Source organism: Devosia lucknowensis, assembly GCF_900177655.1.
GTDB classification, from domain to species: Bacteria; Pseudomonadota; Alphaproteobacteria; order Rhizobiales; family Devosiaceae; genus Devosia; species Devosia lucknowensis.
The window spans coordinates 538,067-563,701 of the sequence record NZ_FXWK01000002.1; the positions used below are offsets into that span (position 1 = coordinate 538,067).

The following is a 25,635-nucleotide window of genomic DNA, read 5'->3' on the forward strand; positions in this document are numbered from 1 at the left end:
TGCGGCTTACACACAGCTCACAGCAGAGACGTGACCGGGCGCCCACCGCACATGCCATCAGCGAGCGGGTGGGGAAAAGACCGGACGCGCTTTTGGCGCGACCGTGAAGGACACCGGGGCGTCGTGCCCTGCGAGCATAGCTCTCCGGGCGTTCGGTCCTAAAATCGCTCAACCGGAGCGATTTTGCGACGGTCAAGCCCACCGCCGGACCTCACTCCTCCAGCATGCGCTTCAGGAGTTCGATTTCCTGGCCCAGTTCCATATCGTCCTTGATCATCTGTTCGACCTTGCGAACCGAGTGGAGGACCGTGGTGTGGTCGCGACCACCGAAGCGACGGCCGATTTCGGGCAGCGAGCGGCTGGTGAGCGCCTTGGCCAGATACATGGCGATCTGGCGCGGGCGCACCACGTCGCGCGAGCGGCGGGCCGAGAGCAGTTCATTCCGCGGCACCTTGTAGTGGCGCGAGACGATCTTGAGGATGTCCTCGATGCGGACGCGCTTGGCGTCGCGGGCACGGATGAGGTCGGCCAAGGTTTTTTCGGCAAGCGGCACGGTCACCAGTTCGCCGGTCAGCTGGTAGGCGGCGACGAGGCGGTTGACGGCGCCATCGAGATCGCGGCCGTGGCTGATCACCGAGCGGGCGATGTAGTCGACGACCGGGCCCGGGAAATGCAGACCGAACCGGGCCGTGGCCTGATCGGCGCGGCGCTGGACGATGTCGCGACGCAGGTCATGATCGAAGGACGAGATCGGGACAACAAGGCCGCCGGACAGGCGCGAGCGCACGCGCTCGTCGAGCATTTCGAGATCGCGCGGCGGGGCATCGCCGGCCACCACCACCTGCTTGGCGCCGGTCAGCAGCGCTCCCAGCGTATGGCCGAATTCGGTGGCCGACTTGCCCTGAAGGAACTGCATGTCATCGATCAGCAGCAGATCGACGCGGCGCAGCCATTCCTTGAAGCCGAGCGCGCTCTGGCGCTGCACGGCGGTGATGAAATGGTACATGAAGTGGTCGGCCGTCAGGTAGACGATATTCTTGGACGGGTCCGCCTGGCTCACCGCATGGGCAATGCCGTTGAGCAGGTGAGATTTGCCGAGACCAACGGTGGAGTGAATGTAGACCGGATTAAAAGTGACGGCATTGTTGATGGCGGCACTGGCGATCTGCTTGGCGACGCCGAAGGCCATTTCGTTGGCCGAGCCGGCCACGAAAGTATCGAAGGTCATGCGCGGATCGATGGCGCTGCCATTGAGAGCGTCGCCGGACTTGGCATTGTCCCTTACAAGGCGCGGCATGGCGGTCACGGCAGCGACAGGCGCGGGCGTGGTCTCGGTTGCAGCAGGTGCTTCGGGAGCCACTTCGGCGACAGGCGCCAGGCGCGGCCGGGCCTGGCCGTTAACGCGCATCGTCACCTGAAGGCGTGCGGCCTCGGGAATATCGTTGCGGAAGGCTTCGACGATGCGGTCGGCGTAGTTGGACTGAACCCAGGAACAAAGGAAACGTGTCGGAGCACTCAGATGCACCAGGTCATCGACGATTTCCTCGAGCTCGAGCCGGGCGAACCAGGAGGCAAAGACGTCTTCACCGACAGCAGCCTTGAGGCGTGCACGGACGCGAACCCAGAGTTCGCGGTGATCGGGAATGGAGACGTCGGGAGTGGCCATGACAGGATTGCCGCCTTTGCTGGAAGTGGAGGGAGAGGAGGAATTGGTATCGGCCCAATCGTCCCTTCCCGCGGTCGCCTGTCGCATCATCGTGTCTAGCCCCATTCTGTTGCCGCCTTGTCCGGCCCGCATAGCCGGAAAGCCCCTGTTATATTGATGTGTCCTTCCGGTCCCTGATGGCCCGGTTGTTTTGGACACGGCTTCGCCCCTGCCCCTGCTCGCGCAGGCGCATGTTTCCTGTGCGGTGGCATCACCTGCCCCCGTCTTCCACTTGACCTTTCACCTGAACCCGGCCTGCCCCGGCCGATGTCGAATGAACGCTACCAACTCAAATTTGACTGACCGTCCGAAGGCGGCCCAACCCAAAAATCTCTGGCTGAAAACTCCGGTGATAACATCCGGAACTACCCCAAACTCGAGCGTCCTTGCGTCTGCCCGCCTCTGGGTCGGGAGGGTCGTTCCACCCCTCTTTTTCCCCGTTGGCCAAAGTACCCTAGCGGCCAGATATTGGAGCAGCAAGACGTGAATCGTTGAAAAAGGGTCTTGACTCTAACACTGCTTTTTCGGGGTCCGCGGAGGCTGAAAACTAGGGTCCGGCAAGACCCTGTGACTCAAGGCAGAATCGAACACTTAGCGGTCGCGAAGAGGTTAAAATATTATTTCAACCGGGTGTTACCAGCGGGCTTTGTAGCCCGTGCCAGGCACTTCACAGCGACCTGCAACGTCTTGCCGCAGCTGAAGAAATCGGAAGCTTCGCGCTTCGTTCTCCCCGCTGCGACACCGTCACCGGATAGTCATGTGACAGAACAATGGCGAAAAAGCTTCCCCGCTGCACCGTACAACAAAAAGGGCTCCCTCGGGAGCCCAGAATGCAGACTTCGGCAGCAACGCCTCAAGTCTCTCGATTGGCCTGGATCAGACCGCGAGAGCCTTCACGCGGCTGTTGAGGCGGGAGACCTTGCGCGATGCCAGATTGGCATGGACGATGCCCTTGCCGGCAGCGCGATGGATCTCGGGCTCGGCGGCCTTGAGAGCGGCGAAGGCAGCAGCATGATCACCCGAGGTGATCGCTTCCTCAACCTTGCGGATGAAGGTGCGCACGCGGCTACGACGCGACTTGTTGACCGCGGTGCGGGCGGCAATCTTGCGGGTCGCCTTCTTGGCTGACGGCGTATTGGCCATTTAGGTCCTCTTGGATCGTCCGACCGGCAGAAACCACACCAAACTGGCGCCGCAACCTGCCGGGATGAAATGAAAGCGGCGGCAAGCTGCCGCCAAGTCGGGGGGTCTATAGGGGATAGAGGGGGAGGCGTCAATACGATTCCGGCGTGAGGGGGCACTGCGTTGCAGCGTCCAAGCCCGGATCTTCCCGCGCCGTCACCACCCGGCTTGTCCTTGTGGTCCATGCCGCCGCAAGGGTGATTGCCGGATAAGCCGGGCAACGACGAAGGAACGCCAAGGCCAGCGATCACTAATGCGCTTTTTGGCACACGGGACAGTAGAACGTCGAGCGTCCCGATTGCACGATCCGTTTGACCACGCCCTTGCAGAGCGGGGTCGGGCACGGATCGCCTTCGCGATCGTAGACGGCGAAGTTGTGCTGGAAGTAGCCCTCGCCGGTGGTGCTGCGGAAATCGCGGATGGTCGACCCGCCGACCTCGATGGCGGCGGTGAGCACCTCGCGCACCCCATAGGCAAGGTCGTCCAGCGCCTTCTTGGGCTTGCCCGCCTTGGTGACGAGCGTTCTCGCCTCGACCGTGGGCAGGATATGGGCCCGGTGCAATGCCTCGGCGACATAGATATTGCCGAGCCCCGCCACGACACGCTGGTCGAGCAGGGCCGCCTTGATCGGCGCCTTCTTGCCGGCGAAGGCAGCGGCCATCTGCGCGGAAGAAAATTCGTTACCGAGGGGCTCTGGCCCGAGTCCCCTCAGGTAGGGGCTCTGCTCGATATCGTCATAGAGATCGATGAAGCCGAAGCGGCGCGGATCGGCGTAGATCAGGTGGCTCTTGCCGTGCCGGGGGTGATCGAGCGTCCAGATCATGTGATCGTGCTTGGGCTCGGTGCCCGGCTCATAGTAGCGCGGCGGCTTGTCGATGCCGTGTTCGGCAAAGCGCCAGGAGCCTGTCATGCCCAGATGGCTGAGCAGCGTTTTGCCACCAGACAGGGTCATCAGCAGGTATTTCGCCCGCCGTCCGACCGTCTCGACCCTCTGGCCCTCCAGTGCCGCCTTGAGGCCATCGGGAAATGGAAAGCGCAAATCCTTGCGATTGAGGACAACGGTTTCGATGGTCGCGCCTTCGAGCCAGGGGGCCAGGCCGCGGCGGACGGTTTCGACCTCGGGCAGTTCGGGCATGGCTCAGCTCTCCTTCACCCTGCGCGACTTTGTGGCATGGGCAAGCCTTTATGGCTTCTATATATGGGCAGTACGCAATCTATCGCGATCAGTACAGATCGCCGCGAGGCCCTGCCATGACCCAGTCCAGCCAGACCACCCATTTCGGCGAGCGGATCGTCGCCCTCGAGGAAAAGCAGGGACTGGTGAACCAGGTCTTCCATGACGTCGCCGACCGCTACGACCTGATGAACGACCTGATGAGCGTCGGGGTTCACCGGCTCTGGAAGGATGCCATGGTGGCCGAACTGGCGCCGCCCAAGGCCGGCACCCGCCCGTTCCGGGTGCTCGACATGGCCGGCGGCACCGGCGACATCGGCGAGCGTATCGTCAATGCCTCGCTTGGCCACGCGTCGGTGGTCGTTTCCGACATCAATGCCGACATGCTGCGCGTTGGGGCCGAGCGTGCCAAAGGCTGGCGCTATCCGGGGCAGGTGGAATTCGTCGAGGCCAATGCCGAAGAGCTGCCGTTCGAGCCCAACAGTTTCGATGCCTATACGATCGCCTTCGGCATCCGCAACGTGCCGCGCGTCCAGAAGGCGCTCGACGAGGCCCGTCGCGTGCTCAAGCGCGGCGGCCGCATTCTCGTGCTCGAATTCAGCCAGGTCGACGTGCCGGGCTTCGATGCGTTCTACAAGCTCTATTCGGACCGGGTCATCCCGCCGATGGGCCGGGTCGTCACCGGCGACGCCCAGCCCTACCAGTATTTCATCGAGTCGATCCGCAAGTTTCCCGCCCCGCCCGAATTCACCGGCATGCTCGGCAAGGCCGGGTTCAAGCGGGTCAAGCACACAAGCATGACCGGCAATATCGCGACCCTGTTCTCGGGCTGGAAACTCTAGCCCATGTCCTTCGGCTCGACGTTCCGTCTCATCCATGCCGGCTGGGTGCTGGCGCGCGAGGGCGCCTTTTCGGTGCTGCCCGTGGAATCGCTGCCGCCGATGATACGCGCGGGCATTGCCATGGCACGCCTCGTGGAACGGCGCGATGTGCGCCGCACCGGCAGCATCGAGCGGCTCAACGCCGCGCTTCACAAGCTCGGCCCCAGCTACGTCAAGTTCGGCCAGACCCTGGCCACCCGCCCCGACATCGTCGGCGCGCAGGCCGCTGCGGACCTTTCGGGCTTGCAGGACCGCATGCCGCCTTTCGATCCGACGCTGGTACCGGGCATTCTCGACACCGCGCTCGGCGTCAAGGCGCAACACCTGACCGAGATCAGCGAACCGGTTGCAGCCGCTTCGATCGCGCAGGTGCACAAGGCCACGCTGCGCGCCCCCGGCGAGGTGCCGAGGCTCGTTGCCGTCAAGGTCCTGCGCCCCGGCGTCGCCGAGCGGTTCCACGCCGATACTGACAGCCTTTATGCCGGCGCGCGCCTCGCCGAGGCGTTCTCGCCAGCCAGCCGGCGCCTCCAGCCGACCCAGGTCGTGCGCACGCTCGACCATTCGATGCGGCTCGAGCTCGATCTGCGGCTCGAAGCCGCCGCCATTTCCGAGATGTCCGAGAACATCAAGGACGACACCGGCTTCCGCATTCCCGACGTGCACTGGGACCAGGTGGCGCAGAATGTGCTCACCACGACATGGATGGACGGCATTCCGATCCGCGACCATGCGGCCATCGATGCCGCCGGCATCGATCGCAAGGCCCTGGCCTCCAAGCTCCTGCAAAGCTTCCTGCGCCACGCCATCCGCGACGGCTATTTCCATGCCGACATGCATCCGGGCAATCTCTTCGCCGATCCGCGCAGCGGCGACGTGATCGCGGTGGATTTCGGCATCATGGGGCGCATCGGCAAGCGCGAGCGACGCTTTCTCGCCGACATCCTCTACGGGTTCATCACCCGCAACTATCGTCTCGTCGCGCAGCGCCACTTCGATATCGGCTACGTGCCCGAAACGCAGTCGGTGGAAGACTTCACCCTCGCCATCCGCTCGATCGGCGAACCGCTGCATGGCCGCACCGCCGCCGACATTTCCATGGCCAAGGTGCTCGGCCAGCTCTTTACCATCACCGACCTGTTCGAAATGCGGACCCGTCCCGAGCTGGTGCTGCTGCAGAAATCCATGGTGCTGGTGGAAGGGGTGGCGCGCAATCTCGATCCGGATCTCGACATCTGGACCGTCGCCGAGCCGGTGGTCGGCGAATGGCTGCGGCGCGAGGAAGGCCCGGTCGGCCGGATCGAAGACCTCATGGGTCATCTCGGACGGCTCAGCGAGGCCGCCGGCCGCGTGCCGACGCTCCTGGCGCAGGCCGAGCTCACCATGGCCGAACATCGGGCCCTGATGCACCGTCCGCCCGATAGGCTGATGCGGGGCGCCATCCTCTCGGTCCTCGGCGCCGCGCTCGTGCTGCTGGTGACCCTCATCTGGCAGGTGATCGTCGGTTCTTGAGGCTTGTCCGACCGGCCGTTCCAACCGTAAAGTGCCCCGAGAGCAGGCAAAAGCGCCGACGGAGAAGCAGCATGAGCGTCAAACTTCTGGGCAAGCTCGCGGCCACGGCGCTGCTGGCGGCAGGGCTTTCAGGCTGCATCGACATTGATGTGGAAGTGGCGATCACCAGTCCCACGACGGCCAGGGCGACCATGACGCAGGTCATGAGCGCGGACATCTACGCCATGGTGAAGATGAATGCCGAAGGGCAGGCCATCGACGAGGACAGTTTCTGCGCCGACGGCGACATCACCGAAAATGCCGATGGCAGCGCCACCTGCGTGATGGTCGAGGAAGGCGCCTTTGCCGATCTCGATCTTGGCCAGGACGATGGCGGCATAACCTTTACCGAGGCTGGTCCCGGCCTCGTGCGCGTCGCGCTACCGACCGCGCAGATGAAGGCCGAGCTTGGCGCCGAAGAGCAGATGGACGAAGAAACCCGCCAGATGGTCGAGGCGTTCTTCGAGGGCCGCACCATGACCGTCATCATTTCCGGCGCCGAGATCGTCGAGAGCAACATGACGGTCGCGGGCGACCGTCGCAGTGCCGAGCAGGTTATTCCGCTGCTCGACCTGATCAATGGCGATGTCGACCTGCCCGACGAAGTCTTTGCGGTAGTGCGCGCGCCGTGACCGTCCGTATCGCTGTCAAATGGCTCGAGCATGGCCTTGGCCTGCCCCTGCCCCGGCAACAGACCTCCGGAGCGGCAGGGCTGGACCTCGCCGCAGCGATCGACGCGGACGATCCGCTGACAATCGCGCCGGGTGATTTCGCCATGGTGCCGACAGGCCTCGCCATCGCTTTGCCCGAGGGATACGAGGCGCAGATCCGGCCCCGCTCCGGGCTTGCCGCCAAGTATGGCGTGACTGTGCTCAACAGTCCGGGCACCGTCGACGCCGACTATCGCGGCGAGGTCCAAATCCTGTTGATCAATCATGGCAAGATGCCGTTCGTGCTGCGTCGGGGCGACCGCGTGGCGCAAATGGTTGTGGCGCCCGTGAGCGCCGTGGAAATGGTGGAAGTACATGAACTGGACACGACCGAACGCGGCGGTGGCGGCCACGGCTCGACTGGCCGCTAGCGGCATCGCCTTTTTGGCCTTGGCCCTGCCGGCCTTCGCCGGCGACCGGGCCTTGATCGACTATATCGGGTATTCCGAGGATTTCCGGTATTTCGCCTTCGAGGAATTCGGCATCCAGGACGGCTCGGGCTTTGCCTATTCGAGCATCTATGTCGTCGACCTCAGTGCCGACAGCTGGGTCGTCGGCACGCCGATCCGCTTCCAGGCCGAGAGCGAAGAGACCACGATGCAGTCGGTGCGTGCGACGGTGGCGCAGAATGCCGCCGGGCATTTCGAGGAATTCCGCATCGATGTTCCGGTCGAAATCGCGGCCCTGATCGGCGACGGCGCACCCAATACCGATGCGAAGACCCTCGATTTCGGCGCACCGGGCTATCTGCCCGGAACGGTATCGGGCGATTACAGCCTCAGCCTCAAGACCTACGACACGACGGCCACCAGCCCCTGCAGCGACTGGTTCGGCATCGATCCGCAGGGCTACGAACTCACGATTGCCGATAGCGGCACGCAGCGTCTCGTGCACCGCGACGCCAACCTGCCGCGCTCGCGCGGTTGCCCCACCGACTATCGCATCCATTCTGTCGTCATGCCCTTCGGGGGCGTGACGCTGTCCAACGCCGTCGCCATCATCTCGGTCTATCCCGGCGGCTTCGAGGGGCCGGACCGGCGGTTCCTGGCGGTTCCCCTTGGCCTCTGATCCGCCTCTGGGCCCCGAGGAAACACGGCGCTACGCGCGCCATCTGGTGCTCAAGGGTTTCGGTGGCGGGGCACAGCAGAAACTCAAGGCGGCGCGCATTCTGGTGGTGGGGGCCGGGGGCCTTGGCAGCCCCGCCATTGCCTATCTTGCCGCCGCCGGCATCGGGCAGCTTTCGATCATCGATCCTGACAGGGTCTCGCTGTCCAACCTGCAGCGCCAGACGCTGCACACCACGCCAGCGGTCGGAACCGGCAAGGCCGAGAGTGCCGGCGCCTTCGTTTCCGCGCTCAACCCGCATGTCGGACTTGACCTTCATGCCGAGGCCCTCACTGAAGCCAACGCCGAGGCGCTGGTCGCATCGTGCCAGGTCGTTCTGGACGGCACCGACAATCTTGTGACACGGCGCATCGTCGCCGCCGCCGCGGCAAGGCTCGGGAGGCCACTGGTCTCTGGCGCAGTCTCGATGTTTTCGGGACAGGTGACGGTCTTTGCGCCGCATCTGGGTGGGCCAGGCCACGCCGCGCTATTTCCGGACGAAGCCAGCGACGACGCCCTCCCCTCCTGCGAAGCCAACGGTATTCTGGGACCTGTCACCGGCGTCATCGGCACGCTGATGGCGATGGAAGCGATCAAGCTTGTCACCGGAGTGGGCACGCCGCTGATCGGCCGGCTACTCGTCTACGACGCCCGCGACGCGCGGTTCTCGGAACTGTCCTACTGACCCTCGGCAACTTTTGCGGCGGCTTGTCGGTTGCGGCAGAACGGCGATACCGAGGTGCTTTGCATGACCGATGACGACCTGACCATGGATGAACTGGAAACGCTGGCGCTCTTTACCGAGCCTGGGCAGCCCGAGGATGTCGATCCGCAGCACTTCGCCAAGCTGCTGTCGCTGGCGCTGCTGGAGCAGAAGGAAGGCGGACCTGTCGTCACCGAAACCGGCCGCGAGCGTCTCGCTTCCAGGGGCAAGAATCCGGGGCCGGCGCTCTAATTCCTCTCGCCTAAGCCTCGGGATGCTTGAAGACCAGTGCGGCATTGGTGCCGCCGAAGCCGAACGAGTTCGACAGCACATAGCCCAGGTCCACGTCGTCGCGGCGCTGGCGCAGAATGGGCATATCCTCGAAGGCCGGGTCGAGCGTCTCGATATTGGCGCTCTCGGCGATGAAGCGGTTGCGCATCATCAGGATCGAATAGATCGATTCATGGACACCCGTCGCGCCCTGCGAATGGCCGGTCAGCGACTTGGTCGCCGAGATCGGCGGGCACTTGTTCTCGTTGCCGAAGACGGCGCGTAGCGCCTCGATTTCCTTGAGGTCGCCCACCGGGGTCGAGGTGGCATGCGGGTTGATGTAGTCGATCGGCGCCTTGATGTTCTTCAGCGCCATGCGCATGCAGCGCTCGGCGCCCTCGCCCGACGGAGCAACCATGTCCAGACCGTCGGAGGTGGCGCCATAGCCGACCAGTTCGGCCCAGATCTTGGCGCCGCGTGCCTTGGCGTGTTCGTATTCCTCGAGCACGAGCACGCCGGCACCGCCCGAAATGACGAAGCCGTCACGGTTGGCATCGTAGCAGCGCGAGGCCTTTTCCGGGGTCTGGTTGTAGTCCGAGCTCATGGCGCCCATGGCGTCGAACAGGTCGCTAAGCGTCCAGTCCAGGTCTTCGTGGCCCCCGGCAAAGACAATGTCCTGCTTGCCCAGCATGATCTGTTCCATGGCATTGCCGATGCAATGCTTGGACGTCGCGCAGGCGGCGGTGATCGTGTAGTTGATGCCCTTGATGCCGAAGGGCGTGGCCAGCGTCGCGGACGCCGTCGACCCCATGGCCTTGGGCACGGCCAGCGGCCCGACGCGCTTGGGCGAGGTGTTCTTGCGGGTGATGTCGGCCGCTTCCACGATGGTGCGGGTCGAGGCGCCGCCCGAGCCCATGACGATACCGGTCATGGGGTTGGAAATGTCCTTCTCCTCGAGACCCGCATCGGCGATCGCCTGCTGCATGGCGAGATAGTTCCAGGCCGCGCCCTTGCCCATGAAGCGGGTGACGCGGCGATCCAGAATCTCGAACGGGTCGAGGCGTGGGTCGCCCTTCACCTGGCTGCGGAATCCGAGCTCGGCATAATCTTCGGCGAAGATGATGCCGGGCTTGGCCGTGCGCAGGCTGGTCGTCACCTCGTCGAGCGAGTTGCCGATGGAGGAAATGATACCCATGCCGGTCACGACAACTCGTCTCATTTCAATCTCGCTCTTTGGTCTCGTGGTCAGGTCGCCCTTGGGGAGGCGCCGTCCTCATATAGTTCAGTTCTGGCCGGCAATAAGGCCGATCAGGCGGTTTGCTGCTCTTTGAGCTGCACGTCGGTGAAAAGCCCAACGCGCAGGTCCTTGGCTTCGTAGATCACCTTTCCGTCAGCCTTCACCCAGCCGTCGGCAATGCCGAGGGTCAGGCGCGAACGCATGACGCGCTTGAGGTCGATGCCATATTCCACCAGCTTCACGTCGTCGGTGACCTGGCCGGTGAACTTGATTTCGCCGCCAAGGGCGCGGCCCTTGCCGGGCTGGCCGATCCAGCTGAGGAAGAAGCCGGTCATCTGCCAGACGGCATCGAGACCCAGGCATCCGGGCATGACCGGGTCGCCGATGAAGTGGCACTTGAAGAACCAGAGATCGGGATTGACGTCGAGTTCGGCGCGCACCAGGCCCTTGCCATGGGCGCCGCCGGTTTCGTCGATCTGGGTGATGCGGTCGAACATCAGCATCGGCGGAGCGGGCAGGCGGGCATCGCCCTGGCCCGGAAGTTCGCCGCGGCCATGGGCCAGCAATTCTTCGTAGTTAAAGGCGTGTTGCCGATCGGCCATGGACGGTCCCCGCTTTGCTCAAGCCCCGTCTCGTATAGGCGAGGCGGGATAGGGTCAAGACAGCCATAGGTTTGAGCCCGCTGCGGGCCGGGCGCCGCGCGCTTGTGCCGAAACGCTCGCGCCAGTATAAGAAGCCCATATCGTCGGACCTGAAGAACGAGACTTACTGGCCCAATGCTCGACCGAGACACTGCCGCCCGGCCGCTGCCTTCCCGCAAGCCTTGCCTGACTGCCGTCCTGCGGATGGCGGGTCTGCGCCCCACACGGCAGCGCGTCGCCCTGGCCGAACTGCTGTTCGGCGGCCCGCACCGGCATGTCAGTGCCGAACAGCTGCATGGCGAGGCAAGCACCGCCAATGTCAACGTGTCGCTGGCCACGATCTACAACACGCTGCACCAGTTCCACGAAGCCGGGCTCCTGCGCGAAGTCGCCATCGACGCGTCGCGGTCCTATTTCGACACCGACACGTCTGACCATCACCACTTCTACGTCGAAGACGAGCAGCGGATGATCGACATTCCCGCCGATTCGGTGACCTTCAAGTCGCTCCCCACCGCGCCCGAAGGCATGGAAGTGGCGCATGTCGACGTGGTGATCCGCGTTCGCAAGGCGCCACGCTGAGCGCGGACCGCAGTGCCTTTCCCATGCTTGTCAAGCCGGTGACAAAGTGGACCGCCTTGACCATAGTGTGCGCCGATTTCAACAGCGGCAAAGGTAGCTGATGCCCGAAAAGGTCAACCTCAAAGGCTATTTCGACAGAATCGGTTTCGCCGGTTCCATCGCCCCGACATTGGCGACGCTGGAAACGCTGCATGCGCTTCACCCTGCCGCCATTCCCTTTGAGAACATTTCGCCACTGATCGGCGAACCGGTTCCGCTCGATCAGCCGAGCCTTGAAAAGAAGCTGCTGTCCGATAGGCGAGGCGGTTACTGCTTCGAGCACAACCTCCTGTTCATGCGGGTGCTGCAGGACCTCGACTACACGGTCCGTCCGCTGCTCGCCCGTGGGCTCATGAACAATCCCGACAACCAGAAACTCACGCACCTGCTGCTGCTCGTCGACATCAACGGGCAGAATTACATTGCCGATGTCGGCCACGGCGGGCTGACCCTCACCGCGCCGCTGCGCCTGCGTGCCGATGTCGAACAGACCACCCCGCACGAGACGTTCCGCCTCGTCGGGGGCGATCCGGACTGGACGCTCGAGGCACGTCTCGGCGACGCCTGGGAGCCGATCCACGCCTTCACGCTCGACCCTGCCGAGGATGGGGCGATCGAAGCCGCCAACGAGATGATGGCCCATACGCCGGGCACCAGCATGGTCTCCAACCTGCGCGTCGCGCTGTCGCCGCCGGGCCGCCGATTGAAGCTGCTCAATACCGGTTTCACCATCAAGCCGGTGGACGGCGAAAAGGAGCAGCGCGAGATCACCAGCATGGAAGCGCTGCGCTCGGTCCTGACCACCGAATTCGGTCTCGTCCTGCCCAATGACGAGCGGCTCGAGCCGGCGCTGTCGCGGCTCTTTCCGCTGCCGCCTGATCTGCCGGACCAGGCGCCGGTGTGATCGATGCCGCCGGTCCAGGTCCCGCTCGACAAGCTGCGTGAATTCGTCGATTTCGACGCCTTCTACCGCTGGCTTGCCGCCAATCACGACAGCGCGGACGAGATCTGGATCCGGATCTTCAAGAAGAGCAGCGGCAAGCCCACCATCACGCCGGTGGAGGCCATCGATGCCGTGCTCTGCTGGGGCTGGATCGATGCCATCAAGAAAAGCTGGGACGAGGAGAGTTTCGTCCAGCGCTATTGTCCGCGCCGCGCCAGATCGGTGTGGAGCCAGATCAACAGGGACAATGTCGCCCGCCTGTCCACACAGGGCCTGATGACCGAACATGGCCTTGTCCATGTCGAAGCGGCCAAGGCTGACGGCCGCTGGGACGCCGCCTACAAGACCACGCAGGAGGCGCCGGCCGACCTCCTCGCTGCCATCGCCGCCAATCCAGCGGCGCAGCAGGCCTATGACGGGCTTTCCTCGCAGAACCGTTTTGCCCTGACCTTCCGGACCATTTCATTGAAGACGGAGGCCGCTCGCAAGAAGAAGATCGAGAGCTTCGTCGCCATGCTCGAACGCGGCGAAACCATCTACCCGCAAAAGGCAAAGTCATGAGTGTCTGGGGCGCTTTTCTGCGCGGCATAAACCTGGGGAAGCGGCAGATGAAAATGGCCGAGCTCAAGGCGTGTCTCGAGGCCGACGGCTTTGCCGAGGTCAAGACCATCCTTGCCAGCGGCAATGTGCGACTCGCGGCCGACGGTACGCCCGACGCCATCAAGGCGCGCCTCGAAAAGGCAATCGCAGCGCAGTTCGGGTTCGAGGTCGGTGTCGTCCTGCGCTCGGAGGAGGAGCTTGAAACCATGCTGCGCGAGCATCCTTTCGGCACCCTCGATCCAGACGCCGATCTCACCCGTCATGTCATCCTGTTCGACAAGCCGCTGCCGCGCGATATCTCCCTCGAGAGCCGGCCGGGAGACACGGAAATCCTTCGGGTCGACCCGCGCGAAGTCTATTTTGCGGGCTACCGGCAGGCCAATGGCCGCTATACCGAGCATGTGGAGGAGGTGCTGAAGCCGCTTTATGCAAAGCTGGGCAAAGGCAATCTCGACACCATGCGCAACTGGAACACGATCGAGAAAATCCTGAAATGATCACCGTCTTCGGCTCCACCAATCTCGACCAGATCGGCACCGTTTCGCGCCTGCCCAAGCCAGGCGAAACCGTCGCGGGCGGTACCTTTTCGATGGCGCCGGGCGGCAAGGGTGCCAACCAGGCGCTGGCGGCGCGCCGCGCCGGTGCGGAGGTGCGACACGTGTCGGCCGCCGGCGAAGACGCGTTTGCGGACCTCGCGCTCGAGCTGCTCAAGTCGGGCGGCGTCGATCTCTCGCATATGCGCAAGGCCGAGGCCGCGACCGGCATCGCCATGATCTTCGTGGATGCGGCAGGCGAGAATGTCATCGCCATCCTTCCCGGCGCCAACGGCACGGTCAGCGCCGAGGACGCCGAACGGGGCCTGGCTCAGCTCACCCCGTCCGATACGGTGCTGGTGCAGCAGGAAGTGCCACAGGCGGCAACGAAAAAGGCGCTGGAGATCGCCCGCGAAAAGGGCGCCCGCTCGATCCTCAACACCGCCCCCTTTCTGCCCGACACGGCAAAGCTCGCGCCGCTAGCCGATATCGTGGTTGCCAACGAGACCGAGTTCTCGCTCCTCACCGGCCGCCCCATCGACCAGCTCGACGCGGCCATGCAGGATTGGGTCAACCGCACCGGCCGCACCATCGTCGTCACCCTCGGTCCGGAGGGCGCCCGCGCCCGTACGCCGGACGGCCCGATTTCGGTGCCGGCCCACAAGGTCAAGCCCGTCGATACGGTGGGCGCCGGCGATACGTTCTGCGGCTATCTTGCCGCCGGGCTCGATGCCGGCCATGATCTCGCAACCGCCCTGCGTCGCGCGGCTGTGGCGGGCAGCCTTGCCTGCCTCAAGCCCGGAGCGCAGCCTGCCATTCCGCTCAAGGGCGAGGTGGACGCCATCACCCGCTAGGAGGCCGCCGTGCCGCTCTTTCTTGCCGTCTACATGATGAAGGGCGACAACGTCGTCCGCTTCCGCGCCATGCCCAAGGCCGAACAGGACGCGGTAGACAATGCCGGCCTGCCGCAATGGGCCGATTGGGAAAAGCGCAACGCGGCGTCCATTGTCAACAAGGGCGGCATGGTGGGCAAGACCACCCGCGTCAGCATTGGCGGTATTGCCCCGGCCAGCAATGACATTTGTGGCTATGTGATCGTTGAGGCCGACAGCGCGGAGGACGCCGCCGCCCTGTTCCGCGACCACCCGCACTTCAACACCTTTCCGGGCGACAGCGTCGACATCATGCCTTTCGTGACCGAGCCCGATCTCTAGGCCGAGGCTGCGGCGCTGAACCGCTCGCGATAGGCGCTGGCCGAAAGGCCGGTGACCTTCTGGAACACCCTGCGGAAGGCCGAGGGGTCCTTGTAGCCGACAGTCCAGGCGATCCGCTCGACAGTGTCGCGGCTGAATTCAAGCTTTTCGCGCGCCAGTGCAATGCGCAGCGCCTGCACGTATTCGGTTGGCCTGAGGCCGGTCGCCTTCTGGAAGCGGCGCAGGAAGGTGCGCTGTTCGAGCCCGGCCTGCGCTGCCAGTTCAGCCAGGGCGATTTCCTCGCTGCGATGGGCCTGCAACCAGTGCTGCACCTTGAGGATCGGCGCGTCGCCGTGGGTCAGGCGCGGCGCGAAGGCTGCGTAATGCCGCTGCTCTCTCCCGGACGGATCGACGAGCAGGAATTTGGCCGTATCGGCCATGACGGTCCGGGGGCTCGACCTTTCTTCACGAAAGCGCATTCCGCGTGTCAGCCCCGTTGTGCTGACCCGGAAATATATCATATAGGTTCTACAAGAAAGCAGACATCTAATGCCGATGAGCTCCGTATGGGGCGCAGCGGGTGGGAGAAACCAGCGTGAAAATCGTCGATATCACCGTGACAAAGTTCACCTACAAGACGCGCAAGCATCAGGACAGCCACGGTCATTCCCACCCGGGACCGGAAAAGGATGCCACCCAGGCCATGCTGACGGTCAAGACCGACACCGGCCACGAGGGCTATGCCTTTCAAAGTCCGGACGCGCTGCGACCGGCCATTGTGGACAAGTATTTCAAGCATGCCGCGATCGGCGAGGACGCATTTGCCCGCGAGCGTATCTGGCAGGATCTCGAGCGCAGCCAGCGCGGCAGCGGCGGCCACTTTGCCGATCGCAGCCTCGGCGCGCTGGACCAGGCCCTCTGGGACCTGGCCGGTCGTGCGCTGGGTGTCCCGGTCTACAAGCTGCTCGGCGCCTATCGCGACAAGATTCCGGCCTATGGCAGCATCATGTGCGGTGACGAGCTCGAAGGCGGCCTGGCCACTCCGGACGACTACGGCAATTTCGCCAAGACGCTGGTCCAGCGCGGCTACAAGGCCATCAAGCTGCACACGTGGATGCCGCCGATTCCCGGGGCGCCTAACCCCAGGCGCGACGTCGAAGCCTGTGCCGCCGTGCGCGACGCCGTGGGCCCCGACATCGCCCTGATGCTCGACGGCTATCACTGGTACAGCCGCACCGATACGCTCTACATCGGCAAAGAGCTTGAAAAGCTCGACTTCACCTGGATCGAAGAGCCGATGAACGAGTCCAGTCCATCCTCCTATGCCTGGCTGTCGCAAAATCTCAGCCTGCCGGTGCTGGGGCCGGAATCCGCGCCCGGAAAATACTGGACCCGCGCCGAATGGGTGAAGGCCGAAGCCAGCGATATCCTGCGGGCCGGCGTGCTGAATTCGGCCGGCCTATCGCCCCTGATGAAAACCGCGCATCTTGCGGAGGCTCACGGGCTCAATTGCGAAATCCATGGCAATGGTGCCGCCAATCTGACCGCCTGCCTCGCCATCCCCAACTGCGATTGGTACGAACGCGGGCTATTGCACCCGTTCCTCGACTATGACGCCGTCCCCGGCTATCTCAATAGCCTCAATGACCCAATGGATTCAGATGGTTACGTACACGGTTCGCAACTTCCGGGTCTCGGCGAGGACATCAATTTCGACTACATAGACGCCCACCGGATCGCCTGACCGATCACAGCGTTATAATACCTGTTGCGAAGTGTTGTGACATTCTCTTATAAGTTGTCTGTCAACTAAGGGAGGGATTGGCGTGCACAACGCGGCCATCCGTGTCGCGGCGCTCGTCCAGCGCTTACCCTCGTTGCCAAGCATCGGCCAATGTCCGGGAAAGGTCTGTTCATGTCCCCGCTCCACCGTAGAAGGCTTGTGGGCTTCCTGCAATCGGCCGGTTCGATCGCCGTCACTCTGCTGCTGCTCGTCACCCTGACCTTCTTTCTCGGCCAGGTGATGCCGGTCGACGTCGTGTCCCGCCTCGTGGGCGCCGATGCCGACTTCCAGACCTATGAAGCGACCCGCCTGCGCCTTGGTCTCGACGAGCCGATCTATGTCCAATTCTGGCTCTATCTCGGCCGCATCGTCACCGGCGATTTCGGCACGGCGCTGCTGACGGGCCATCGCGTCATCGACGACATCATGCGCGTTTTCCCGGCCACGGTGGAGCTGGGCACCTTTGCCCTGCTGATCGGCGCTGGCCTCGGCATTCCCCTTGGCGTGCTGGCCGCCGTGCGTCGCGACAAGCTGACGGACCACATCATCCGCGTCGTCACCCTGCTCGGGCATTCCGTGCCCATCTTCTGGCTCGGCATGATGGGGCTGCTGGTGTTCTATGCCTGGCTGAGGATGGTCGGCGGTTCGGGGCGCGTGGCCGTTTTCTACGAGGGCATGGTGCCAACTGTCACCGGCATGCTACTGATCGACTCGCTTCTGGCTGGCGATTGGGACGTGTTCTGGAGCGCGGTGCGCCACATCATCCTGCCCGCCTCGGTGCTCGGCTACGCGTCCATGGCCTCGCTCTGTCGCATGACGCGCAGTTTCATGATCGACCAGCTCAGCCAGGAATACGTCATTTCGGCGCGGGTGAAGGGACTGTCTAACTGGCAGGTGGTCTGGGGCCATGCCTTTCCCAATATCCGCGTGCAGCTTTTGACCATCGTGGCGCTGGCCTATGGCTCGATGCTGGAAGGCGCGCTTCTGATTGAGACCATCTTCGCCTGGCCCGGCTTCGGCCAGTATCTGACCAGCAACCTGCTTCTGGGCGACATGAACGCCATCATGGTCTGCGTGCTCCTCGTGGGTGTGATTTTCATCACCCTCAACGTCATTGCCGACCTCCTTTATTCCGTATTCGATCCGAGGACCTCGAAATGAGCCTCCAGCCCGCCGCCCTCCCGGCCAGGGAACCATTTCTCACTCGCGAGGCCCGCTCCACGCGTGAAGCCATGCTGCAGCGTCTCGGCATCGGCACGCTGACCTTCCTCGGCAATCGCCTCGCCGTCATCGGCGTCGCCATCATCCTGCTGCTGGTGGTGCTGGCGGTCTTCGCGCCCTGGATCGCCACGCATGATCCGAACCTGCAGAACCTGCGCGCCGCGGCGCTGCCGCCATCGGGCGCCAACTTCTTCGGCACCGACGAATATGGCCGCGATATCTATAGCCGCATCGTCTACGGCTCGCGCATCACCCTCTATATCGTGGGCCTTGTCACCATTACGGTGGGGCCGATCGGCCTGATCATCGGCGCCATCTCGGGCTATTTCGGCGGCTTCGTCGATACGGTGGTGATGCGCATCACCGATCTCTTCCTTGCCTTCCCCAGCCTGATCCTGACCCTGGCCTTCGTGGCCGTGCTGGGACCGGGGCTGGAACAGGCGGTCCTGGCGATCGCCCTGACCGGTTGGCCCGCCATGGCGCGCCTCGCGCGGGCTGAAACGCTGACCATCCGGTCGTCCGACTATATCGCCGCCGCCAAGCTCCAGGGCGCCTCGTCCTGGCAAATCATCATCGGCTCGGTGATCCCCATGTGCATGCCCTCGGTGATCGTGCGCCTGACGCTCAACATGGCCAGCGTCATCCTCACCGCCGCGGGTCTCGGCTTTCTCGGACTTGGCGCCCAGCCACCGACCCCGGAATGGGGCGCAATGACCTCCACCGGCCGCGCCTACATGCTCGACAGCTGGTGGATGGTGACCTTCCCGGGCCTTGCCATCATGGCCGTCAGCCTTGCCTTCAACCTTTTCGGAGACGGATTGCGCGATGTCCTCGACCCAAAAAGCAATTGATCCGACACAGCCGCTGATCCAGGTCGAAGACCTCTGGGTGCGCTACAAGATGCGCTACACCAGCTTCGAGGCGGTGCGCGGCGTCTCGTTCAATCTCGGGCGCGAAAAGCTCGCCATCGTCGGCGAGAGCGGCTCGGGCAAGTCGACCGTCGGCCGCGCGCTGCTCAAGCTTCTGGCCGGCAATGCCGAGATCACTGCCAGGCGGTTGCAGTTCGGCGATATCGACATTGCCGGCGCCAATGACAGGACCATGCAGGAGATCCGCGGCTCGCGCGTGTCGATGATCCTGCAGGATCCCAAATTCTCGCTCAATCCGGTGATCCCGGTGGGCGAGCAGATCGCCGAAGCCTATCGCGTGCACCACAAGGTGTCGCGCCAGGAGGCCAAGGCGCGCACGCTCGACATGCTGGCGGCGGTGCAGATCCGCTCGCCCGAGCGCGTCTTCGGGCAATATGCCCATCAGGTCTCGGGCGGCATGGGCCAGCGCATCATGATCGCCATGATGCTGATCTCCGACCCTGATGTCATCATCGCCGACGAGCCGACCTCGGCGCTCGACGTGACTGTGCGGCTCCAGGTTCTCGCCATTCTCGACGACCTCGTGCGCGAGCGCGGCATGGGGCTGATCTTCATCAGCCACGATCTCAGCCTCGTCCGCTCCTTCTGCGATCGCGTCATCATCATGTATGGCGGGCAGATCATGGAAACCGTGGCGGCGGCCGATCTCGACAATGTGCAGCATCCCTATAGCCGGGGCCTGCTCAATGCCCTGCCCTCGCTCGAAAACCGCCGGCCGCGCCTGCCTGTGATGCAACGCGATCCCAGCTGGTCGGCGCTGCGGGGAGAACGCACATGATTTCGGTTGCCGACCTTAATCTCATCTTCCAGACCTCGACGGACGAGCACCACGTCCTGCACGATGTCAGCTTCGATGTCGCGCCGGGCGAAGTCTTCGGCCTCGTGGGCGAATCCGGTTCGGGCAAATCCACCGTGCTGCGCTGCATTGCCGGGCTTTACCGGCACTGGACCGGCACGATCGACGTCGATGGCCAGTCGGTGGCCGGGAAGCTCAGCAAGGCCCATCATCGCAAGATCCAGATGGTGTTCCAGGATCCCTATGGCTCGCTGCACCCCAAGAAGACGGTCAATTCGACCCTCACCGCGCCGCTGAAGATCCATGGCATCGGCGATATCGACCGCCGCATCAGCCAGGTGCTGACCCAGGTCGGCCTGCCGCTGACGGCGCGGTTCCGCTATCCGCATCAGCTTTCGGGCGGCCAGCGGCAGCGCGTCGCCATTGCCCGGGCGCTGATCCTCGAGCCCAGCGTGCTCCTGCTCGATGAGCCGACCTCGGCGCTCGACGTGTCGGTGCAGGCGGAAATCCTCAATCTCCTCGCCGACGTGCGCCAGGAGCGGAACCTCACCTATATCATGGTCAGCCATGACCTGGCGGTGATCGCCCATCTGTGCGATCGCGTCGCCGTCATGCAGCAGGGCGGAATCGAGGAAGTTCTGGGCGTCGAAACCCTGCTCTCGGGTGAGGCCAGCACCGATTATACGCGCACGCTGTTCGAGGCCAGCCGCCGCTATGACCGTTCGATGGCCTCCAGTCTCGCCAGGGGCGCGACGGCGCCGGCCACGGCCTGAACGGGAGGTTGAGCATGACCGAGAACCGCTTTGCGGCGGCGGAGCTTGTCGCTTTTGCCCGAAATGCCCTCATAGCCGGCGGCCTCGGCACCGCGTTTGCGGAAACCACGGCAGATGTGCTGGTCGAGGGCGACCTCATGGGCCACACCACCCACGGGCTGGCCTTGCTGCCTGCCTATCTCGCGGCGCTTGAAAATGGTGGCATGGCGCGCGAGGGCAGTTTCGATGTGCTGCGCGACAAGCAGGCGACCGCGCTTTGGGATGGTCGCTTCCTGCCCGGCCCGTGGCTGATTACGCAGGGCTTCGCCCTCGGCGTCGAGCGCGCCAGAACCTTCGGCACGTTCACGCTCAGCATCCGCCGCAGCCACCATACCGCCAGCCTCGTCGCCTATCTGAAGGCCGTCACCGATGCGGGACTGATGGGCATCCTCTCGGTCTCCGATCCCACCGAGCGCTGCGTCGCGCCGGCGGGTGGTCGCGCCCCGCTCCATTCCACCAATCCGATCGCCTTTGGCCTCCCGACCGAGGAGGCGCCGATCCTCGTCGATATTTCAACCTCCTCCACAACCAATGGCCTGGTGAAGCGCCTGTTCGCATCAGGCGGTCAGCTGCCGCATGATTGGCTGGTGTCGGCCGAAGGAGAGGCCAGCGCCGATCCAGGGGTGCGATTCACCGATCCGCCCGGCGCCGTGCTGCCACTGGGCGGCATGGACAATGGCCACAAGGGTTTTGGTCTGGGTATTCTGGCCGAGGCGCTGACCCACGGGCTCTCGGGTCATGGCCGCGTGATCGAGCCCCGGGGCTGGCAGGCCAATGTATTCATCCAGGTGCTCGACCCCGAATTCTTCGCCGGCGCCGACGTGCTGCGGCGCGAGCTCAGCCACTTTGCGGACACCGCCCATGCGGTGCCGCCGATCGATCCTGCGCGCCCGGTGCGCCTGCCCGGCGAGCGCGGACTGGCCCTGCGCGAGACGCAGTTGCGTGAGGGCATGGTGTTATCGCCGGCGATCGTCGAGGGCCTTGCGCCCTGGGCCGAGAAATACGGCCTCCCGCTCTCGGGGCTGCGGGCATGAGCTGGGACGACGACCACTTTCTCGACCTCGATGGCGTGCGTATCCATTACAAGGATGCCGGCGGGAGGGGCGAACCGGTCCTCTTCATCCACGGCTATACCGCCAGCATCGGCGGGCAATGGGGCCGGCCGGGTCTGATCGCCGGCATCCGCGAGCGCGGCTGGCGGACGATCGCGTTCGACCTGCGCGGCCACGGCATGAGCGACCGGCCACATGATGGCGCTGCCTATGCCGGTGAGCGCATGGCGCGCGACATCGAAGCACTGCTCGACCATCTCGACATCCAGCGCGCTCATCTCGTGGGCTACTCACTCGGCGCGCATATCCTCGTCCATGGCCTCACGCTCTTTCCCGAACGCGCCGCCACGGTGTGTCTGGGCGGCGCCGCCGGGCGCTGGAACTGGACCGAGGCCGAAACCCTCGCCGTGATGGACGAAGCCGACGAGCTCGAGACCGGCAGTATCGGCAAGCATATCCTGCGGCTCTGGCCGCCGGGCAAGCCGAGGCCCACGGACGAAGAGCTCCGTGCGCTTTCGGACAGGAAGCTCGAGGGCATGGATGCGCGCGCGCTTGCCGCCATCAAGCGCGCGATGCCGGATCACCAGGTCAGCGTTCAGCAGATGCAGGCGTTGAAAATGCCAATCCTGGCGGTGGTGGGCACGGGCGATGGCCAGCTCGAGGCCATGCGTCAGCTCGCCGGTTTTCATCCGGGCGTCACCCTGGTTGAGGTGCCCGGCGCCGGTCATGGCGATTGCCCCGGCAAGCCTGAATATCTCGACGCGCTCAGCGCTTTCCTCACCCAACACGCCGGCACGTCAGCAGACGTTCCTCGCTGAAAGGATTTCCCATGCGCCGCATTCTTCTCACCGGCGCAGCCGGCGGCATCGGTTCGATGCTGCGGGAAAACCTGCTGCGGGAAGGCGAAGTCCTCAGGCTCTGCGATATCGCGCCAATGACCGCGCATGACGGGGACGAGGTGGTGATGGGCGATCTCGCCGATGCAGACTTTGCCATGGATGTCTGCCGCGATGTCGACGCCATCGTGCACATGGCCGGCCAGGCCAAGGAAGGCCCTTGGGAAAAGCTCGTCGGGCCCAATCTGATCGCGACAACCAATCTCTGGGAGGCGGCGCGCGTCAATGGCGTCGAGCGCGTGGTCTTCGGCAGCTCCAACCACGTGGTCGGCATGTATCCGGTCGGCCTGGAGCTCGATCCTTCCGACATTACGCGCCCCGATTCCCGCTATGGCGCGACGAAGGTTTTCGCCGAGGCGGTCGCGAGCCTTTATGCTGACAAATACGGCATAAAGAGCTTCCTCGTGCGCATCGGCACCTTTGCCGAGAAGCCCGAGAATATCCGGGCGCTCTCGACCTGGATTTCCCCCCGTGACCTGGCCGCGATCGTTCGTCTGGGGCTCGACGCCGACTATCACTGCGAAACCGTGTTCGGCGTTTCGCGCAACACGCGCGCCTGGTGCGACAACAGCCGCGCCTTCGCCCTTGGCTATGACCCACAGGACAATGCCGAGGATTATCTGGCCCAGGTCGATCCCAATGCGGGGCCGCAGGGACCGGTGGCCTCGAGCCTGCAGGGTGGCGGATCCGCGGCAAAGGAATTCAGCGGCGATATCGATCTGTTGCGCAGAAGGGTTCGGCCGTGACCGGCTTGCTCCTTCTCACCTGCAATTCGCGCAGCGCCACCGTCTCGGTCCACGCATATGACACCGCGCGAGGGCAGGTGAGGCATCTGCGCGACGTGCCCCTGCCGGTTTCATCAGGCGAGACCAATGCCGCGCCCATGACGCTCGGCGCCGGTGGGACCAGGGTCTACCTCGCCTGGCGCGGCGCTGAGAAACGGCTTTTCGCTTTCGCCCTTGATCGAAAAACAGGCGCGCTGATCCTCCTGCAGGACCATGCGATCGGCGTCGACGTCTGCTTCCTCCATGCGCCCGGCGACGGCACCCGCCTGCTCGCCGCAAGTGGCGATACGGTTCAGGAATTTCTGCTCGATCGGGAGGGCCGTGTCGCCCAGACCATGACGCCGCTGCCGCTCGGCCCCATGGCGCATTGCGCGATCGCCGACAGTCTGGGCCGCATCTATGCAACGGCCTGTCGCGGCGATCTTGTGCGCAGCTTTACCGTCGACAGCGGGCTGGTTCACGTCGAGGACATTCCGCAGCCAGCCGGCAGCGGACCGCGACATCTCTGCCTCTCGCCCGATGGCACGAGCCTCTATCTGGTTACGCAGGAGAGTGGTGAAGTCGTGGTGTTCTCGACCACGGGCGGACTGCGGGAGATACAGCGCCTCGTCATGGTCGAAGGCGCCGCCGCTCCCATGGGCGGCGATATCGGTGTGACGCCGGATGGACGGTTCGTCTACGCCACCGAACGCAGCACCAATCAGGTCGTGGGCTTTGCCGTCGACGATGGTCGGCTGCGGCGGATCGGGGCGGCGCCGGTGGCGGACTATCCGCGGGCCCTCGGTATCGGTGGCGGCGGCGCGTTCCTCGTGGTCCTGGGCTTTCGCGGACACAGGGCCGATATCTTCGGTATCGCCGAAAACGGGTCTCTCACCCCCATCGCGGATTACGAGACAGGCGAACGGCCGAGCTGGGTGCTGGCCGTGGATGCAGCGTGAGCGTGCCCGGGCCCGGTCGGGCCCTGCTGCTGGTTTTGGCCGTCGGCATGTTCATGGAACAGATGGACGCCTCCGCACTGGCGACCGTGTTGCCGGCCATTGCCGTGGACTTCGGCATCGAACCCATGCCGCTCAAGCTGGCGCTGACGGCCTATATCGTGGCCGTTGCCATGTTCATCCCGATCACCGGGTGGCTGGCCGATCGTTTCGGAGCGCGGCGAGTCTTCATCCTGTCCATCTGCGCCTTCATGGGTGGGTCGCTGCTCTGCGCGCTGTCGCAGGATCTCGTGACCTTCGTTGTCGCACGGTTCCTGCAAGGCACCGGAGCGGCGGCCATGTCGCCGGTGGCGCGTCTCATCATCGTGCGCAGCGTGCCGCGGGAACATCTCGTCGGCGCCATATCGCGCTGGGCGCTGCCGGCCATGATCGCACCCGTCGTCGGCCCGCTGGTGGGTGGATTTCTGGCCACCTATGCCTCCTGGCACTGGATTTTCTGGATCAACCTGCCCATCGGCTTTGCCGGCATCGTGGCAGCACGGCTGGTCATCCCCGACATGAAGGCGGAGGACGTGCCAAAGCTCGATGCTGGAGGCTTCTCTCTGCTCGCCCTGTGCTTTCCCATGCTGATCTTCGGCATGTCGGTCCTGAGCCTGCCGCTGGTGCCGGCATGGCTGGGGCCGGGCCTGATCGTGGGAGGGCTGCTGCTCGGCTGGACCTATATCTGGCGGGCCGGGAAAGTAGCGAGACCTCTGCTCGATACCAGCCTCTTCAGGGATCTTTCCTTCCGGGTCGCCAGCATCGGCAGTGCCGTCTTCCGGTTCTCGACCGGTGCCACGCACTTTCTCATCCCCCTGATGCTGCAACTGGGTTTCGGGCTGTCGCCGCTGCAATCGGGGCTGCTCACCTTCGCCGGGGCCATCGGGGCCGCCTCGTCCAAGCTGTTCATCTCGAAGGTGTTCCATCTCTTCGGCTATGCCGGTGTGCTGTGGGTGACGGCATGGCTGGCGGCGGCACTGCAAGGGGGAATGGGCTTTCTGCAGCCGGGCGTGGAGCCGCTGGTCGTCGTCGCCTTCATGGCGGCAGGCGGGCTGGTGCGGGCAACCTTCTTCTCGGGCATCCAGGCACTGGGCTACGCGACGCTGCCCAACGACCGCGCCGCTGATGTGTCGATCCTCGCCACCGTGAACAACCAGCTTTCGGTCGCCGGCGGTATCGCCGCGGCCGGCATGGTGCTCGAAATCTGGGGCGGTCAAAGTCCTGGCCTGGCTGATCTGCAACTGGCGCTGATCGTCCTTGGCGGCGTCGGCGCACTGGCGGCGCTGGCCCTGATCGGCCTGCCCAAAACACTCGGGCGCCTGCGTTAGCAAGCGCCCGGCAT

The 25,635-nt window shown here is 64.4% G+C and carries 29 protein-coding genes; 23 read left to right on the forward strand and 6 right to left on the reverse strand.

The genetic code is table 11. The features are described from left to right. Window positions 1–211 precede the first annotated feature (211 nt). The 3 genes from dnaA to mutM form a co-directional block, all read right to left on the reverse strand. On the reverse strand, window positions 212–1,666 hold the full coding sequence (dnaA, locus tag CCK88_RS14960) for a chromosomal replication initiator protein DnaA (protein ID WP_086471382.1): 1,455 nt from the start codon (window positions 1,664–1,666) through the stop codon (window positions 212–214). Window positions 1,667–2,581: 915 nt separating this feature from the next. Further along, the gene (gene rpsT, locus CCK88_RS14965) at window positions 2,582–2,848 is read right to left on the reverse strand and encodes a 30S ribosomal protein S20 (RefSeq protein WP_086471383.1); all 267 of its coding nucleotides are present in this window, start codon (window positions 2,846–2,848) and stop codon (window positions 2,582–2,584) included. Between the two features lie 289 nt (window positions 2,849–3,137). Beyond that, the gene (gene mutM, locus CCK88_RS14970) at window positions 3,138–4,022 is read right to left on the reverse strand and encodes a bifunctional DNA-formamidopyrimidine glycosylase/DNA-(apurinic or apyrimidinic site) lyase (RefSeq protein WP_086471384.1); all 885 of its coding nucleotides are present in this window, start codon (window positions 4,020–4,022) and stop codon (window positions 3,138–3,140) included. A 116-nt stretch (window positions 4,023–4,138) separates the two neighbouring features. Here mutM and ubiE point away from each other — a divergent pair, with 116 nt between their 5' ends. The 7 genes from ubiE to CCK88_RS15005 all read left to right on the forward strand — a co-directional run bounded on the left by ubiE (window position 4,139) and on the right by CCK88_RS15005 (window position 9,259). After that, complete coding sequence (ubiE, locus tag CCK88_RS14975) at window positions 4,139–4,903, forward strand: bifunctional demethylmenaquinone methyltransferase/2-methoxy-6-polyprenyl-1,4-benzoquinol methylase UbiE (protein ID WP_086471385.1); 765 nt, start codon at window positions 4,139–4,141, stop codon at window positions 4,901–4,903. A 3-nt stretch (window positions 4,904–4,906) separates the two neighbouring features. Continuing rightward, window positions 4,907–6,451, forward strand: a complete 1,545-nt coding sequence (ubiB, locus tag CCK88_RS14980; protein WP_086471386.1) for a 2-polyprenylphenol 6-hydroxylase — start codon at window positions 4,907–4,909, stop codon at window positions 6,449–6,451. A 71-nt stretch (window positions 6,452–6,522) separates the two neighbouring features. Continuing rightward, a complete protein-coding gene (locus tag CCK88_RS14985; RefSeq protein ID WP_086471387.1) occupies window positions 6,523–7,122 on the forward strand; it encodes a hypothetical protein in 600 nt (199 codons plus the stop codon). After that, the gene (gene dut, locus CCK88_RS14990) at window positions 7,119–7,571 is read left to right on the forward strand and encodes a dUTP diphosphatase (protein WP_086471388.1); all 453 of its coding nucleotides are present in this window, start codon (window positions 7,119–7,121) and stop codon (window positions 7,569–7,571) included. Before CCK88_RS14985 ends, dut begins: the two co-directional genes overlap by 4 nt. After that, window positions 7,516–8,268, forward strand: coding sequence for a DUF2259 domain-containing protein (locus CCK88_RS14995; protein WP_086471389.1), 753 nt, complete (start codon window positions 7,516–7,518; stop codon window positions 8,266–8,268). Before dut ends, CCK88_RS14995 begins: the two co-directional genes overlap by 56 nt. Then, the gene (locus tag CCK88_RS15000) at window positions 8,258–8,989 is read left to right on the forward strand and encodes a HesA/MoeB/ThiF family protein (protein ID WP_086471390.1); all 732 of its coding nucleotides are present in this window, start codon (window positions 8,258–8,260) and stop codon (window positions 8,987–8,989) included. The genes CCK88_RS14995 and CCK88_RS15000 overlap by 11 nt, the downstream gene beginning before the upstream one ends. 63 nt (window positions 8,990–9,052) lie before the next feature. Further along, window positions 9,053–9,259, forward strand: coding sequence for a hypothetical protein (locus CCK88_RS15005; RefSeq protein ID WP_140049010.1), 207 nt, complete (start codon window positions 9,053–9,055; stop codon window positions 9,257–9,259). 10 nt (window positions 9,260–9,269) lie between these two features. On the opposite strand, the gene fabB is transcribed toward CCK88_RS15005, so the two are convergent. Beyond that, window positions 9,270–10,496 carry a beta-ketoacyl-ACP synthase I gene (gene fabB, locus CCK88_RS15010; protein WP_086471392.1) on the reverse strand — a complete coding sequence of 409 codons (1,227 nt, stop codon included), beginning with the start codon at window positions 10,494–10,496 and terminating at the stop codon, window positions 9,270–9,272. Window positions 10,497–10,585: 89 nt separating this feature from the next. After that, window positions 10,586–11,116: a 3-hydroxyacyl-[acyl-carrier-protein] dehydratase FabA gene (gene fabA, locus CCK88_RS15015; RefSeq protein WP_086471393.1), complete on the reverse strand. Its 531-nt coding sequence runs from the start codon at window positions 11,114–11,116 to the stop codon at window positions 10,586–10,588. Between the two features lie 174 nt (window positions 11,117–11,290). Between fabA and irrA the strand changes: the two genes are divergently transcribed. The 6 genes from irrA to CCK88_RS15045 all read left to right on the forward strand — a co-directional run bounded on the left by irrA (window position 11,291) and on the right by CCK88_RS15045 (window position 15,066). Then, entirely contained in the window at window positions 11,291–11,737 is a 447-nt protein-coding gene (gene irrA, locus CCK88_RS15020; protein ID WP_086471394.1) for an iron response transcriptional regulator IrrA, read from the forward strand. Window positions 11,738–11,837: 100 nt separating this feature from the next. After that, window positions 11,838–12,680, forward strand: coding sequence for an arylamine N-acetyltransferase family protein (locus tag CCK88_RS15025; protein WP_086471395.1), 843 nt, complete (start codon window positions 11,838–11,840; stop codon window positions 12,678–12,680). A 3-nt stretch (window positions 12,681–12,683) separates the two neighbouring features. Beyond that, a complete protein-coding gene (locus tag CCK88_RS15030) occupies window positions 12,684–13,280 on the forward strand; it encodes a YdeI/OmpD-associated family protein (RefSeq protein WP_086471396.1) in 597 nt (198 codons plus the stop codon). Further along, window positions 13,277–13,816, forward strand: a complete 540-nt coding sequence (locus tag CCK88_RS15035) for a DUF1697 domain-containing protein (RefSeq protein ID WP_086471397.1) — start codon at window positions 13,277–13,279, stop codon at window positions 13,814–13,816. Before CCK88_RS15030 ends, CCK88_RS15035 begins: the two co-directional genes overlap by 4 nt. Next, window positions 13,813–14,706 carry a ribokinase gene (locus CCK88_RS15040; protein WP_086471398.1) on the forward strand — a complete coding sequence of 298 codons (894 nt, stop codon included), beginning with the start codon at window positions 13,813–13,815 and terminating at the stop codon, window positions 14,704–14,706. The genes CCK88_RS15035 and CCK88_RS15040 overlap by 4 nt, the downstream gene beginning before the upstream one ends. A gap of 9 nt (window positions 14,707–14,715) precedes the next feature. Next, on the forward strand, window positions 14,716–15,066 hold the full coding sequence (locus tag CCK88_RS15045; RefSeq protein WP_086471399.1) for a hypothetical protein: 351 nt from the start codon (window positions 14,716–14,718) through the stop codon (window positions 15,064–15,066). Here CCK88_RS15045 and CCK88_RS15050 read toward each other — a convergent pair. After that, entirely contained in the window at window positions 15,063–15,485 is a 423-nt protein-coding gene (locus tag CCK88_RS15050) for a helix-turn-helix domain-containing protein (RefSeq protein WP_425290632.1), read from the reverse strand. The two genes, CCK88_RS15045 and CCK88_RS15050, sit on opposite strands and share 4 nt — an antisense overlap. 155 nt (window positions 15,486–15,640) lie before the next feature. On the opposite strand from CCK88_RS15050, the gene CCK88_RS15055 reads away from it, so the two are divergent. The 10 genes from CCK88_RS15055 to CCK88_RS15100 all read left to right on the forward strand — a co-directional run bounded on the left by CCK88_RS15055 (window position 15,641) and on the right by CCK88_RS15100 (window position 25,621). Next, window positions 15,641–16,789, forward strand: coding sequence for a mandelate racemase family protein (locus CCK88_RS15055; RefSeq protein WP_086471992.1), 1,149 nt, complete (start codon window positions 15,641–15,643; stop codon window positions 16,787–16,789). Between the two features lie 171 nt (window positions 16,790–16,960). Continuing rightward, window positions 16,961–17,989 carry an ABC transporter permease gene (locus tag CCK88_RS15060; protein ID WP_086471993.1) on the forward strand — a complete coding sequence of 343 codons (1,029 nt, stop codon included), beginning with the start codon at window positions 16,961–16,963 and terminating at the stop codon, window positions 17,987–17,989. After that, window positions 17,986–18,900: an ABC transporter permease gene (locus CCK88_RS15065; RefSeq protein WP_086471401.1), complete on the forward strand. Its 915-nt coding sequence runs from the start codon at window positions 17,986–17,988 to the stop codon at window positions 18,898–18,900. The genes CCK88_RS15060 and CCK88_RS15065 overlap by 4 nt, the downstream gene beginning before the upstream one ends. Beyond that, the gene (locus tag CCK88_RS15070; protein ID WP_086471402.1) at window positions 18,875–19,756 is read left to right on the forward strand and encodes an ABC transporter ATP-binding protein; all 882 of its coding nucleotides are present in this window, start codon (window positions 18,875–18,877) and stop codon (window positions 19,754–19,756) included. The genes CCK88_RS15065 and CCK88_RS15070 overlap by 26 nt, the downstream gene beginning before the upstream one ends. Then, window positions 19,753–20,547 carry an ABC transporter ATP-binding protein gene (locus CCK88_RS15075; protein ID WP_086471403.1) on the forward strand — a complete coding sequence of 265 codons (795 nt, stop codon included), beginning with the start codon at window positions 19,753–19,755 and terminating at the stop codon, window positions 20,545–20,547. The genes CCK88_RS15070 and CCK88_RS15075 overlap by 4 nt, the downstream gene beginning before the upstream one ends. 14 nt (window positions 20,548–20,561) lie before the next feature. Then, the gene (locus CCK88_RS15080; RefSeq protein ID WP_086471404.1) at window positions 20,562–21,620 is read left to right on the forward strand and encodes an Ldh family oxidoreductase; all 1,059 of its coding nucleotides are present in this window, start codon (window positions 20,562–20,564) and stop codon (window positions 21,618–21,620) included. Continuing rightward, complete coding sequence (locus tag CCK88_RS15085) at window positions 21,617–22,456, forward strand: alpha/beta fold hydrolase (protein ID WP_086471405.1); 840 nt, start codon at window positions 21,617–21,619, stop codon at window positions 22,454–22,456. The genes CCK88_RS15080 and CCK88_RS15085 overlap by 4 nt, the downstream gene beginning before the upstream one ends. Before the next feature lie 11 nt (window positions 22,457–22,467). Then, complete coding sequence (locus tag CCK88_RS15090) at window positions 22,468–23,280, forward strand: NAD-dependent epimerase/dehydratase family protein (RefSeq protein WP_086471406.1); 813 nt, start codon at window positions 22,468–22,470, stop codon at window positions 23,278–23,280. Next, window positions 23,277–24,257, forward strand: coding sequence for a lactonase family protein (locus CCK88_RS15095; protein WP_170926513.1), 981 nt, complete (start codon window positions 23,277–23,279; stop codon window positions 24,255–24,257). The genes CCK88_RS15090 and CCK88_RS15095 overlap by 4 nt, the downstream gene beginning before the upstream one ends. Beyond that, window positions 24,254–25,621, forward strand: a complete 1,368-nt coding sequence (locus tag CCK88_RS15100) for an MFS transporter (protein WP_086471408.1) — start codon at window positions 24,254–24,256, stop codon at window positions 25,619–25,621. Before CCK88_RS15095 ends, CCK88_RS15100 begins: the two co-directional genes overlap by 4 nt. Window positions 25,622–25,635: the final 14 nt, after the last annotated feature.

Bases quoted from the DNA above. Each gene is read 5' to 3' on its own strand.
- CCK88_RS15065 (WP_086471401.1), top strand. From the start codon at position 17,986: ATGAGCCTCCAGCCCGCCGCCCTCCCGGCCAGGGAACCATTTCTCACT.
- fabB (WP_086471392.1), bottom strand. From the start codon at position 10,496: ATGAGACGAGTTGTCGTGACCGGCATGGGTATCATTTCCTCCATCGGC.
- CCK88_RS15035 (WP_086471397.1), top strand. From the start codon at position 13,277: ATGAGTGTCTGGGGCGCTTTTCTGCGCGGCATAAACCTGGGGAAGCGG.
- CCK88_RS15070 (WP_086471402.1), top strand. From the start codon at position 18,875: ATGTCCTCGACCCAAAAAGCAATTGATCCGACACAGCCGCTGATCCAG.
- CCK88_RS15090 (WP_086471406.1), top strand. From the start codon at position 22,468: ATGCGCCGCATTCTTCTCACCGGCGCAGCCGGCGGCATCGGTTCGATG.
- CCK88_RS15060 (WP_086471993.1), top strand. From the start codon at position 16,961: ATGTCCCCGCTCCACCGTAGAAGGCTTGTGGGCTTCCTGCAATCGGCC.
- CCK88_RS14995 (WP_086471389.1), top strand. From the start codon at position 7,516: ATGAACTGGACACGACCGAACGCGGCGGTGGCGGCCACGGCTCGACTG.
- CCK88_RS15030 (WP_086471396.1), top strand. From the start codon at position 12,684: ATGCCGCCGGTCCAGGTCCCGCTCGACAAGCTGCGTGAATTCGTCGAT.
- fabA (WP_086471393.1), bottom strand. From the start codon at position 11,116: ATGGCCGATCGGCAACACGCCTTTAACTACGAAGAATTGCTGGCCCAT.
- CCK88_RS15080 (WP_086471404.1), top strand. From the start codon at position 20,562: ATGACCGAGAACCGCTTTGCGGCGGCGGAGCTTGTCGCTTTTGCCCGA.
- CCK88_RS15040 (WP_086471398.1), top strand. From the start codon at position 13,813: ATGATCACCGTCTTCGGCTCCACCAATCTCGACCAGATCGGCACCGTT.
- CCK88_RS15085 (WP_086471405.1), top strand. From the start codon at position 21,617: ATGAGCTGGGACGACGACCACTTTCTCGACCTCGATGGCGTGCGTATC.
- ubiE (WP_086471385.1), top strand. From the start codon at position 4,139: ATGACCCAGTCCAGCCAGACCACCCATTTCGGCGAGCGGATCGTCGCC.
- CCK88_RS15050 (WP_425290632.1), bottom strand. From the start codon at position 15,485: ATGGCCGATACGGCCAAATTCCTGCTCGTCGATCCGTCCGGGAGAGAG.
- ubiB (WP_086471386.1), top strand. From the start codon at position 4,907: ATGTCCTTCGGCTCGACGTTCCGTCTCATCCATGCCGGCTGGGTGCTG.
- irrA (WP_086471394.1), top strand. From the start codon at position 11,291: ATGCTCGACCGAGACACTGCCGCCCGGCCGCTGCCTTCCCGCAAGCCT.
- mutM (WP_086471384.1), bottom strand. From the start codon at position 4,022: ATGCCCGAACTGCCCGAGGTCGAAACCGTCCGCCGCGGCCTGGCCCCC.
- CCK88_RS15025 (WP_086471395.1), top strand. From the start codon at position 11,838: ATGCCCGAAAAGGTCAACCTCAAAGGCTATTTCGACAGAATCGGTTTC.
- rpsT (WP_086471383.1), bottom strand. From the start codon at position 2,848: ATGGCCAATACGCCGTCAGCCAAGAAGGCGACCCGCAAGATTGCCGCC.
- dnaA (WP_086471382.1), bottom strand. From the start codon at position 1,666: ATGGCCACTCCCGACGTCTCCATTCCCGATCACCGCGAACTCTGGGTT.
- CCK88_RS15005 (WP_140049010.1), top strand. From the start codon at position 9,053: ATGACCGATGACGACCTGACCATGGATGAACTGGAAACGCTGGCGCTC.
- CCK88_RS15075 (WP_086471403.1), top strand. From the start codon at position 19,753: ATGATTTCGGTTGCCGACCTTAATCTCATCTTCCAGACCTCGACGGAC.
- CCK88_RS14985 (WP_086471387.1), top strand. From the start codon at position 6,523: ATGAGCGTCAAACTTCTGGGCAAGCTCGCGGCCACGGCGCTGCTGGCG.